The sequence below is a fragment of the Sphingobium sp. SJ10-10 genome (assembly GCF_036038995.2).
GTDB lineage: Bacteria > Pseudomonadota > Alphaproteobacteria > Sphingomonadales > Sphingomonadaceae > Sphingobium.
In genome coordinates, this window is sequence record NZ_CP158132.1 from 139,806 (window position 1) to 152,164 (window position 12,359).

Below are 12,359 nucleotides of genomic sequence, written 5' to 3' on the forward strand. Positions count from 1 at the left end.
CCGAAAGCAGATGCCAAGACGGCACCAAATGAATGTTTCGAAAGGAAAAATGGTGGACTGTCGAATTTTGGCCGGGAACTCAGTCCTGCTTTCTTTGGAACAAATGGTTGTCAATTGAGGACAATCTCTCCAAAATCTATTGGGCAACTCTACCACGCATAAACATTCGTTTGCCCGGCATGGTCTGCATGGTCTGCATCGGTTCGTCGCACGATGCACTCCTATTGCCTGCACAAGCACCGGCGTGAGCGGCCTGTTCATGTGGCAGAAAGGTTAATCTGAACAGGCAGAACATCCATGGCGCTCATCCGCAGCGCCGTGCCGTACATCTTACGAAGGTAAATGGAGGGGGTTCTGACAGCTGAATACGCCATCACGGGGGCGGCAGTCGGACGAAAAGCTGCGGTCACGCAGGCCCGACTGGTCGAATTTTGAAGGAGTAGCGTGATGAGTGTCATTTCCAAAAGCCCGAAATTTCTCTTAATGCTTGCCCTGCTTTCCGGGGCATCTTCGGGCAGTTTGTCCGCGCAGACGCAGGACGCGCCCGCGCCTGCCGCCGACGTTTCGGCGACCGCCTATTTGCCTCCGGCTAAGCTGGCCGCAGGGCCGGAGATCAAGGGCATCATTTCCGCGCGCAGCGGCGACAAGATGCAGGTCACGGCGGCCGACGGCACCAAGTCCGTCATCGTCATCAACGATGCCACCAAGATCAGCGCCAGCAAGGGCTTTTTCGGCCTCAACCGCAGCAGGCTTGCCGCGACCTCGCTGCTCAACGGTGTGCCGGTGACGGTCAAGACGCTGCAATCGGATGGCGGCCTGGTGGCGAGCCAGATCAATCTGCAGAACAAGGATCTCCGGACTGCGTCCATGATCCAAAACGGCACCGAGCAGGGCTTTGCCGAACAGACTGCGGCAACGGCGGCGCTGCGCGGTCGCATGGGTGAGATCGACCAGTATAATATCAAAAGCACGACGAACGTGAATTTCGACACTGGCAAGGCGGTGCTGTCCGCTCAGGCGAAAAACGAACTCTGCGCCGCGGCGACCACTGCCGAAGGGATGAGCAACGCCCTGCTGCTTGTCGTCGGTTACACGGATTCGACGGGAGACTATGAATATAACCAGCAGCTTAGCGAAAAGCGAGCCGGTCGCGTCATTAATTACCTGCAGCAAGCCTGCGGCTGGAAACCCTATCGCATGCTGACCCCCACCGGGATGTCCGAAGCGGACCCTGTGGCGAGCAATGACACTGTTGAAGGCAAGGCGCAGAACCGCCGCGTTGCGGTGAATATTCTTGTCAGCAAGGCCGTAGACGGTCTGTGAGACGGGCGGGGTGGGCTTTGCCCCACCCCATTTCCCCGGCTTGGCATTGCCGGGTCGTGACCACAGTTAAGTGGCAGCGCATCGAGTGCGGCATGGTTGCGCCGTAACATGGCGGACCGAACAAGCTGTGCGACGACCACGGGCCCGACGCGCGTCGGGCCGATGCCGCGCCCATGCAAAGGGCCGCTCACAAGGTGAGATATCGTTCGAACAGGGTCATGGCCGGATCTCCGATCAGGCGGAAGGGGGAGGCGTCGTGGAACCGTCGCCCAGCGCGATCTGCATATAGACGGTGTCCAGCCATTTTCCGGCTTTCCAGCCCATAGCGGCCAGGCGTCCGACCTGGTGGAAGCCGCAGGATGCATGCAGCGCCACGGACGCCGGCTCCGCGCCTCCGACGACCGCGACCATCTGGCGAAAGCCGGAAATTGTGGCGGCATCGATCAAGGCCCGGAGCAAGGCGCGGCCGATCCCGGCGTCCAGGCGGTCATGGGCGACATAGATGCTGTCCTCGCACGCAAAGGCGTAGGCGGGCCGGTCCCGAAACTGCGTCGCATAGCAATAGCCAACGACCTCCGCGTCGATGCAGGCGACCAGAAAGGGCCAGCCGCGTCCGGCCAGGTTCCTGATCTTCGCCTCGGTATCAGCGACGGAGGGCGGAACGGTCTCATAAGTCGCCGTGCCATGCAGCACATGATAAGCATAAATCGCGGCGATCGAAGCCGCGTCCGCGATCCTGGCCGAACGAATGACGATGGTCATCGCCGCGTCGCCTTCACGGCTTCGCCATCCTCCTTCACGAAAGGGGCGGACTGCGGGGATGGGAGGAGATCCAGAACCGCCTCGGATGAGCGGCAGAGCTTAACGCCCAGCGGTGACACCACCAGCGGACGATTGATGAGAATGGGGTGCTCCATCATCGTGTCGATCAAGGCTCTCTTGTTCATCGGGAAAACGCATAAGCACCATGGCGCTGCCATGGTGCTTATGTAATCGATCATGATGGTCCCGGCGGCAAATGCCATCGGAATTTCGAAGAGACCCAGATCAGCCGAAACTGATCAGCGTTCCCGAATGCCCGTCGGACCACAGGCCGAAATCTTCGGCATGATAGCTGCCGATCAGCGTCAGATGCGCGACGTCGGCTCCGCTGGTCACCGTCAGCACCCCGCCGGTCCCTGTATCATTGGCAGCATAGCTCAGCATGGTCGCCGCATCGAACGCCAGGTCTGAAAGGTCGACGCGATCATCGCTGTCCAGTCCCGCGATCGTCCCGCTGAAAGAGATGCTGTCATCGAACAGGATCAGGCCAGTCGCCCCCGCATCGACCACGATGTCGGATGTCACGTGACCGCCGAATTCGACCGTCGCGGTGCCCGACAGCACCACATCGCCGCTACCGCTTACATCCCCGGCCAGCACCGCATGGCTGGAGTTGAGCTGGATCAGACCTTCATTGTCGATCGCACTGACCACCGTCAGGCCACCGCTGCCCGTGGCTGCGATGATTCCGCTGTTGCTGATCACATTGGTTCCTGTGTCGAGCACAAGCCCATGGGTTCCGTCGGCGATGATCGAGCCACCATTGATGAGGGTCAGCGTGCCCGCGCCGATCTCGCCCGCGCCAGATATGATGTTGTCCACATTGTTCAGCGTGACGGACGGCAGCGTTCCACTGATGACATTGCCGCCATCGTCGCTCAGCACCACATGGCCGCCGCCCTGAAGCGTCGTGCCATATTGGATAAGCTGCAGCAATGTCGTGTCGCCCGTCGATTCAAGGCTGATCACGCCGCTGTTGACGACCGTGCCGCTCAAGGGAAGCATTGCCCCGTTGCCGATCGTCATGACGCCGGAATTGCTGACCACAGGCGTTTCGTCGAACAGGAAGTTTGCCGCCGTCAGGGATGCCGCCGTCACGCCCTGAAGCGTGATCGTCTGCCCCTCCGCCAAGGTGAGCAGCGCATTGCCCGATGCGTCCTCCGCAAGATGCGCGAGCACGCCGGCAAAATCACCGATCCCGGCATAGCCGATCAGATCGATCCGGTCGGCCCCGATATCGAAATCATGCACCTGATCGGCGCCGATCGGCTGGGCGAACACGAAGATGTCCGCTTGCGCCGATCCGGTCAGCGTGTCGTCGCCCGACCAGGCGAAAATCGGGTTGCCGGGTGCATAGGCCTCGACATTGTCAGCGATATGCATGGTCGCCATGGACCCGTCTGCCTGCGTCCAGCTCATCGCGACATCCAGCACCATGGCGCCCGCGAAGGTGGAAGGCGTGGTGACGGACAGCGCGCGCGGATCGGCGGTCAGGATAGTCCAGCTACCGTCGGCATTATGGGTGCCGCCGTCCAGCTTCCAATCGTCGGGCATGTTGGTCACAGTGGCCAGAACCTCGCCCTCCTGTCCTGCCGGGTCGGAAAGTCCAAGGTTGATCGGTGCCCCCGCGACGCCCGCCGGTTTCAGGCCACCTTGCGGCCCTCCCGCATTGCTCAGATTTCCCGCGACATCCTTGAACGCGCCTGCGTCGATGGTCGCCGTATAGGATGTGCCGTTATTGGCAGGAGCGGCCTTGAGAACCTCGACCGTGAACACGGTGTTGCCCGACGACCAAACCCCTGTCCCCGCGACGAGCGAGGCGGTTCCGGTGGCAGCGGCAAGGTGAATTTTCGAAGCATCGAAGAACGACGTGTTCATCGCTTCATTGAACGTAATGATCAACTTGCTGTTTTGATTATTGTTGCCCTGAAGGCCTGTAATAGAAGTGATGCCCGGCGATGTCGTGTCTCCGCCGCTGATTGGCACGCTGTCCGATCCCGCGGCACCCGGATTGAGCGCCGCATCGGTGTAGAGCGCCGACCCCACCGATACGCTGCCGGTCCCCGTAAAGCCGGCAGTTTTGGTGTATGTCGCGGTATAGACCAGCGGATCGGCCGTGGACTGGAAGTTGCTTATCGTGCCGCCGACCGCACTTATATCGCCGGCTCCAAATCCAACGGGCACTTCGGAAAATGTGAAGGTCACCTGAGAACTGGGATCGTTATTGTCCAAAGAAGCATCGACGATGTTTACCGCTACCGTCGGGTTCTTCGTATCATAATTCTGACTGGCGCTTGATCCGGTGACTGCATTGCCCGCATCATCCAGGGCCGCGCCGTTCCCTACGGATGCAGTGATCATGCCAGCTTGAATATTGGCGTCCGGCGTCACCGACAGCGTATAACTCTGCCCATTGACGATCGTGAACGTTCCGGCTGTGCCGCCGGTGACAAGGATGTCGCTCGCCGCGAACCCCGTCACATTTTCGCTGAAGGTGAAGGTAAACACCACCGCGCCGCCAGCATTGTTGGCGACCGCAGCAGATTCGTCATCGGTGATCGACAGGGTCGGCGCCTTGGTGTCGATCGCGTAATTGGCGCTCGTCCCGCCGGTGCCTGTATTGCCCGCAAGGTCGGTATAGTTCGATCCCACCGTCACGATATTCGAGCTGTCCTCGATATTCGCGGTTGGCGTGAAAGTCGCCGTCCAGACTTTCCCGTCGATGGTCGAGAAGGTCGACAGCGTTCCATTGTCCGCCGTCACATCGCCATTATCGAAGCCGGCCACCTCTTCGGAGAAGGTGATCGTCACAATTGACGTATCGCTAATCTTCAGAGCCGTGTCGCTCATCGTTACCGACAGGAGAGTTGGACTAAGCGTATCGTAATTCTGGCTGGCGCTGGCTCCGATGATGGGGTTGCCCGCGCCATCCATGGCGGCGCCGTCGGCGACGGAGACAGCGATGGTTCCCGCCTGGTTATTGGCGTCCGGCGTGACCGACAGCGTGTAGCTGTGCCCGTCGATCACCGTGAACGTGCCCGCCGTCCCGCCGGTGAGGGTGATGTCGCTGGCCGTGAAGTCGGTCACATCCTCGCTGAAGGCGAAGGTGAACATCACCGCGCCGCCCGCATTGTTGGCGACCGCCGCGGCTTCATCATCGGTGATGGACAGGGTCGGCGCCTTGGTGTCTATCTCGTAATTGGCGCTCGTCCCGCCGCTGCCTGCATTGCCCGCAAGGTCGGTATAGCCCGACCCCACCGTCACGACATTCGAGCTGTCCTCGATATTCGCGGTCGGCGTGAAGGTGGCCGTCCAGACCTTGCCGTCCGGGCTGCTGGTGAAGGTCGAGAGCGTTCCATGCTCGACCGTCACGTCGCTGTTGTCGAAGCCGGTCACCGCTTCGGAGAAGGTGACCGTCACCGTCGACGTATCGCCGATCTTCAGCGCCGTGTCGCTCATCGTCACGTCGGTCACGGTCGGATTGAGCGTATCGATATCGATCGTTGCCGGGGTGGCCGCCGCATTGTCGTTGAGCGCCGCATCGGTGAACCTGGCCGCGTCGACCGTCACCGAGCCAGTGCCGCTAAAGCCGTCATCGGCGGTGAAGGTGGCGTGATAATGGGTGGCGTCGACCATCACCAGATTGCTGATGGCGCCATGGCTCGCGCTGATGTCGCCCTCGGCAAAGCCGACCGGCGCCTCGCTGAAGACGAAGTTCACCTGCGAACTGGCGGTGCCGTCGCTGAGCGCCGCCTCCGCAAAGCCGACGGTCACGGTCGGATTGAGCGTATCATAATCCTGGCTGGCGCTAGCGCCGGTGACCGCGTTGCCGGCAAGATCGGTGGCAGCGCCATCGGCCACGGAGACGGCGATCGTCCCTGACTGGCTGTCGGCGTTCGGCATGACCGATAGCGTATAGCTATGGCCGTTGATCGCGGTGAACGTTCCCGCCGTCCCGCCGGTGACGGAGATGTCATCGGCGGTGAACCCCGTCACATTTTCGCTGAAGGTGAAGGTGAACACCACCGCGCCGCCAGCATTGTTGGCGACGGCCGCCGCCTCGTCATCGGTGATCGACAGGGTCGGCGCTTTGGTGTCGATCGCGTAATTGGCGCTCGTCCCGCCGGTGCCTGCATTGCCCGCAAGGTCGGTATAGTTCGACCCCACCGTCACGATGTTCGAGCTGTCCTCGATATTCGCCGTCGGCGTGAAAGTCGCCGTCCAGACCTTGCCGTCCGGGCTGCTGGTGAAGGTCGAGAGCGTTCCATGCTCGACCGTCACGTCGCTGTTGTCGAACCCGGTCACCGCTTCGGAGAAGGCGACCGTCACCGTCGACGTATCGCCGATCTTCAGCGCCGTGTCGCTCATCGTCACGTCGGTCACGGTCGGATTGAGCGTATCGATATCGATCGTCGCGGGGGTGGCCGCCACATTGTCGTTGAGCGCCGCATCGGTGAACCTGGCCGCATCGACCGTCACCGAGCCAGTGCCGCTAAAGCCGTCATCGGCGGTGAAGGTGGCGTGATAATGGGTGGCGTCGACCATCACCAGATTGCTGATGGCGCCATGGCTCGCGCTGATGTCGCCCTCGGCAAAGCCGACCGGCGCCTCGCTGAAGACGAAGTTCACCTGCGAACTGGCGGTGCCGTCGCTGAGCGCCGCCTCCGCAAAGCCGACGGTCACGGTCGGATTGAGCGTATCCACCGCAAACTCGCTCTGCGGGGCATAGTCGTCCTGCAGATTGCCCGCCAAGTCCCGGGCGCCGCTGACGTCGATGGTCACGCTGTCATGATCGACATTGCCGTCCGCGACGGCATAGTTCGCCTGATAGGTGGTCGCGTTGACCCAAAGGCCCGATCCAGGCGTGAGGGTAGCGGCCATGGCGGGAGCAAAGCTCAGCGTCGGATCGATGCTCTGGTCCATCGCCTCGCTGAAGGTCACCGTCACCGTAAAAGTCGAACCGGCGTCATTGTCCGCGATCAGCGCATCGCTGACCGTCACGTCGGTCACGGTCGGATTGAGCGTATCGATATCGATCGTTGCCGGGGTGGCCGCCGCATTGTCGTTGAGCGCCGCATCGGTGAACCTGGCCGCGTCGACCGTCACCGAGCCAGTGCCGCTAAAGCCGTCATCGGCGGTGAAGGTGGCGTGATAATGGGTGGCGTCGACCATCACCAGATTGCTGATGGCGCCATGGCTCGCGCTGATGTCGCCCTCGGCAAAGCCGACCGGCGCCTCGCTGAAGACGAAGTTCACCTGCGAACTGGCGGTGCCGTCGCTGAGCGCCGCCTCCGCAAAGCCGACGGTCACGGTCGGATTGAGCGTATCATAATCCTGGCTGGCGCTAGCGCCGGTGACCGCGTTGCCGGCAAGATCGGTGGCAGCGCCATCGGCCACGGAGACGGCGATCGTCCCTGACTGGCTGTCGGCGTTCGGCATGACCGATAGCGTATAGCTATGGCCGTTGATCGCGGTGAACGTTCCCGCCGTCCCGCCGGTGACGGAGATGTCATCGGCGGTGAACCCCGTCACATTTTCGCTGAAGGTGAAGGTGAACACCACCGCGCCGCCAGCATTGTTGGCGACGGCCGCCGCCTCGTCATCGGTGATCGACAGGGTCGGCGCTTTGGTGTCGATCGCGTAATTGGCGCTCGTCCCGCCGGTGCCTGCATTGCCCGCAAGGTCGGTATAGTTCGACCCCACCGTCACGATGTTCGAGCTGTCCTCGATATTCGCCGTCGGCGTGAAAGTCGCCGTCCAGACCTTGCCGTCCGGGCTGCTGGTGAAGGTCGAGAGCGTTCCATGCTCCACCGTCACGTCGCTGTTGTCGAAGTCCAGCACCTTCTCGGAGAATGTGACCGTCACCGTCGACGTATCGCCGATCTTCAGCGCCGTGTCGCTCATCGTCACGGAGATAAGCTTAGGGCCGATTATATCGGTGCTTCCGTTGAAGTTCCGAATGTCGATGGTTTCAACCTGGGAAATCTGTAGGTTGATCGTCTTGAACTGATAAATGGCAGGTCCGGTCTGGCCGGTATTCGCGTTCTTCTGCGCCGGGATCCAGATGTTCTGGACATAGTCGATCTCTGCGCGGATCGCCGCGTCGGCAAGTTGCGTCGGGCTCAGCCAGATTTGCAGCTTGTCCACATCAGCGACATTTTGCGTGCCCAGCTTGGACGAGCCCGACCCGCCGTCATAATAGTCGTAGCCCGAATATCCCGTGCCGCTCGACGTGCCCATATAGGTTCCGCCGGAAACGGTGCCGCTGGAATAGCTGGACCCGCTGAGCCACTGATTTTCAAATGCCTTGTAGATCAGCGTGTCTGCCCCCGATCCGCCCAGGACGCGATCGATGCCGGCGCCGCCATCGAGCGTGTCGCTGCCGGACCCGCCGTTCAGCGTGTCGTTCCCCGCGCCGCCATCCAGGAAGTCGTCGCCCGATCCGCCGACGAGATTGTCGCTGCCGGACCCGCCGTTCAACATGGTCGTACCGCTTGCACCTGCCATGACAATGCCCCCCCGAATATGGGCGGCTCAGCGCCCGACACATACCCAACGCGTTAAGAATATGCCCGAATCGACATATTTCTTTGGTAAGCCCTAGGGGAAGATGAAGTAGAAATTTGTCATTTTCAATGCGGTTGGAGTAAAGCATAAGTATCAAAACGAGGCATTTTATATCATTAGATATATGTCTATAAACATATCACAATGTTTCTATCCATATAGGGAAGTTGATCCATTTTAATCGCGGCACGGGTCACTGCTCTGATGCAGCGCATGGCCCCGTTGCTCGACAGCACGGCTCATCGCGCAGCCAGGGGAGGGGGCATGCCACATGCCGCCGCCCTGTTCCCGGCAAAGGCTGGCAAGCCGGATTATCCGTTGGCGGCAGACCCCTGGCGCAGCCCTTGGACGAACCCTCAATCCCTGCCGGGTTCAGCGAGCACGCTGTCCATGTCCGCCATCGCCAGCCGCAGCAATTCCACCATGCTGTTGCGTGCGGCCGCAGTGTCGCGGCTGGCGATGGCCTGACAGACCGCCTTGTGATCGGGCAGGGGATCGCGCGGCAGGAGTTTCTTGCGATGCTTGAAGGTGGTGGTCCAGCTCACCGCTGCCCCGACCGAGCTTGCCAGCGCGGCGAGCGCGTCATTATGCGTCGCGGCGAGGATCGCGTTATGAAAGCGCTGGTCCGCCGCTCGGCCCTCGGGCGTGGAGAGGCCATGGCTTTCCATATCCTCCAGCGCCTGCGCCATGACGGCCAATTGCTCATCGGTCCGCCGCCGCGCCGCGAATTCCGCCGCCGCCGGTTCGATCACCCCGCGCAGTTCGAACAGATCGCGGATGAAATCGCGGTCCGGCTCGCCCGCGAACATCCAGGCGAGCATTTCGGGGTCCAGCACATTCCAGCGGGCGCGCGGCAGCACGCGGGTTCCGGCCTTGGGGCGGCTTTCCAGCATTCCTTTGGCGATCAGGATGCGCACCGCCTCGCGATAGGCGGTGCGCGAGACCTGGAGCCGCTCCGACGCCTCGATCTCCCCTTCGAACAGGTCGCCGGGCTTGTGGATGCCCATCAGGATCGCGGTGCCCAACTGCTTCGCAATGGCCTGGTGGATGCGGAGCGAGCTTTCGTCCGGCGCAAATCTGCGTTCCGTCCCATCCTTGCGCCCACTTCCCAACTTTCAGCCCCCTCGGTTCATTCTTCGAACGCCGTCGTAGGACAATGCCGCCCACAAAGGAAGGCATCCGCCACCAACCGCAGCGGCGCGATATCGGCATCGATCGCCTTGTCCGCCACCAGCCCGACGAAACGCCGATACATGGCCGGATATTCCTCGTCCGGCGCCTTTAACTGGATTTCACCGTCCAGACGCAGCATGTTCCCGCCCTCGGACAGCAGCAGGCTGCCATCCGCCGTTTCGACGGCGATGTCCCAGGTCTGCGGCCCGGTCTGGCGCCAGTCGAACACCGCCTCCACCGGCGCGCCCGAGGCGGTCGCCATTTTGAGGTCGGCGCCGATGGGGGCGTCCTTGTTCTCCGGCACTTCCAGACTGGCGGAGAGCAGCGTCACCGGCTCCGGCACGATCTCGGTCAGGATCGAGAGCGCATTGATCCCCGGATCGAACACGCCAAAGCCGCCCGCTTCCCAGATCCAGGGCTGGCCGGGATGCCAGTGGCGCACATCTTCCCGCCACTGGATCGATATGCGTTCGATGGTGCGCGAAGCCATCCACGTCTTGGCCTGCGCGACGGCGGCGGCATAGCGGCTGTGCCAGCTTGCATAGAGGGTGACATTCTGCGCCTTCGCCAGCGCGATCAGCGCCTCCACTTCGGACACGGTCGCGCCCGGCGGCTTTTCCAGGAAGACATGCTTGCCAGCCAATATCGCCTGCCGCGCCGCCTGATAGCGAACCTGCGGCGGCTGGCAGAGGATCACGGCGTCCAGATCCCGCTCGCCCGCCAGCATGGCGCCAAGGTCGGGATAATTGCGTACCCCTTCGCCCAGCGCATTGCGGCTGGCAATCGCGACCAGCTCTATGCCTTCGATCTTTTCGATCGCGGGCAGATGCTGGTCGCGGGCGATCTTGCCCAAGCCGACAAGGCCTGCCTTGATGGTCATGCCGCGACTTCCAGCCTGCCTTCGATACGGCGGGTCAGCTTCCACGGATTGGCGGCCTGCAAGGCAGGGGGCAGCACCGCGTCGGCCACATCCTGATAGCAGACCGGGCGCAGGAAGCGCATCATCGCCAGCGTGCCGACCGAGGTTGTGCGCCCGTCGGAGGTCGAAGGGAAGGGACCGCCATGCACCATGGCATGGGTCACTTCGACCCCGGTCGGCCAGCCGTTCGCGAGCACGCGGCCGACCTTGCGGGACAGGGTGGGCAGCAGCTTTGCGGCATCGGCCTGGTCGCTGTCTTCCATCTGGAGCGTCGCGGTCAACTGGCCCTCCATCCGGGCGATGGTGGCGACGACTTCCTCTATGGTCGCGCATTTGACGAGGATCGAGGAGGAACCGAACACCTCATGCGCCAGCGCCGGATTGGCGCGGAACTGCTCGCCGCTGGCGGCAAACAGGGCGTGCCGGCCCCGGTTGACGCCCTCTGGTTCCGCGCCGCGTGCGAGCGTGGCGACACCCTCGGCCCCGGCCAGCACGGCGACACCCTTTTCGTAAGCCGCATGGATGCCCGGCGTCAGCATGACCTGCGCGCCATTGGCCGAAAGCGCTTCGGCGGCCGAAGCCACAAAGCGGTCCAGATCGGGACCGTCGAGCGCGATCACCATGCCGGGATTGGTGCAGAACTGGCCCGAAAAGAGGGTCAGCGAGCCGACGAAGGCGCTGCCCAAGGCTTCGGCGCGGGCCGCGAGCGCGCCCGGCAGCAGCACGACCGGGTTGATGCTCGACATTTCGGCATAGACCGGGATCGGTTCCTCGCGGTTCGCCGCGATCTTCATGAGGGCAAGGCCGCCGCCGCGCGATCCGGTGAAGCCCACCGCCTTGATGCGCGGATCGGCCACCAGCGCGCCGCCCAGTTCGTTGGTCGTGCCGGGCAGGTAGGAAAACACGCCTTCATGCAGGCCGCACGCCTTGACGGCGGCAGCGATGGCGCGGGCGACCAACTCGCCGGTGCCGGGGTGGGCGGGGTGGCCCTTGACCACGACCGGACAACCGGCGGCGAAGGCCGATGCCGTGTCACCGCCCGCGACGGAGAAGGCGAGGGGGAAGTTGGACGCGCCGAACACCGCGACCGGACCGACCGCATGGTTGACGCGGCGCAGGTCGCTACGCGGCAGCGGGGTGCGATCCGGCAGGGCCGGGTCGATGGTGGCGTCCAGCCAGTCGCCCTGACGGACATAGCCGGCGAACAGGCGCAACTGGCCGACGGTGCGGCCCCGTTCACCTTCCAGGCGGCCGCGAGGCAGGCCGGTCTCGCTCATCGCAGTGGTGATCAGCAGGTCGCCAATGGCGATGATCTGATCGGCCACGGCCTCCAGAAAGGCGGCGCGGGCGTCGGGCGACAACGTTGAAAAGCTCTCGAACGCGGCGTCAGCGAGCGCGCAGGCGTCGGCCACGTCAGCGGTCGAGGCGTTATGGAAGCCGACTTCGCCCTTCGCGCCGGTCGACGGATCGATGGCGAAGAAAGGCTCGCCGCCCTGGCGCTCGCTCGCGCCGATGAGGATGGCTCCGTTGAACATGGGAAAAACTCCGGGATTGG

6 protein-coding genes and 1 pseudogene are annotated in these 12,359 nt (G+C 62.8%); 1 reads left to right on the forward strand and 6 read right to left on the reverse strand.

Annotated features, from left to right (window positions below):
* The first annotated feature begins 447 nt into the window (after positions 1-447).
* Positions 448-1,323, forward strand: a complete 876-nt coding sequence (locus VVT58_RS00700; protein ID WP_066559527.1) for an OmpA family protein — start codon at positions 448-450, stop codon at positions 1,321-1,323.
* 234 nt (positions 1,324-1,557) lie between these two features.
* On the opposite strand, the gene VVT58_RS00705 is transcribed toward VVT58_RS00700, so the two are convergent.
* The 6 genes and pseudogenes from VVT58_RS00705 to VVT58_RS00730 all read right to left on the reverse strand — a co-directional run bounded on the left by VVT58_RS00705 (position 1,558) and on the right by VVT58_RS00730 (position 12,339).
* Entirely contained in the window at positions 1,558-2,085 is a 528-nt protein-coding gene (locus VVT58_RS00705; protein ID WP_327752011.1) for an N-acetyltransferase family protein, read from the reverse strand.
* Positions 2,082-2,258, reverse strand: a pseudogene (locus VVT58_RS00710) (ArsC/Spx/MgsR family protein); the annotation flags it as partial. The gene VVT58_RS00705 and the pseudogene VVT58_RS00710, both read right to left, overlap by 4 nt.
* Positions 2,259-2,370: 112 nt before the next feature.
* The gene (locus VVT58_RS00715) at positions 2,371-8,652 is read right to left on the reverse strand and encodes an Ig-like domain-containing protein (RefSeq protein WP_352000005.1); all 6,282 of its coding nucleotides are present in this window, start codon (positions 8,650-8,652) and stop codon (positions 2,371-2,373) included.
* 416 nt (positions 8,653-9,068) lie between these two features.
* On the reverse strand, positions 9,069-9,824 hold the full coding sequence (locus VVT58_RS00720) for a FadR/GntR family transcriptional regulator (protein WP_327752008.1): 756 nt from the start codon (positions 9,822-9,824) through the stop codon (positions 9,069-9,071).
* 17 nt (positions 9,825-9,841) lie between these two features.
* Positions 9,842-10,765: a Gfo/Idh/MocA family oxidoreductase gene (locus VVT58_RS00725; protein ID WP_327752007.1), complete on the reverse strand. Its 924-nt coding sequence runs from the start codon at positions 10,763-10,765 to the stop codon at positions 9,842-9,844.
* The gene (locus VVT58_RS00730) at positions 10,762-12,339 is read right to left on the reverse strand and encodes an aldehyde dehydrogenase (NADP(+)) (RefSeq protein WP_327752006.1); all 1,578 of its coding nucleotides are present in this window, start codon (positions 12,337-12,339) and stop codon (positions 10,762-10,764) included. Before VVT58_RS00730 ends, VVT58_RS00725 begins: the two co-directional genes overlap by 4 nt.
* Between the last annotated feature and the right edge of the window lie 20 nt (positions 12,340-12,359).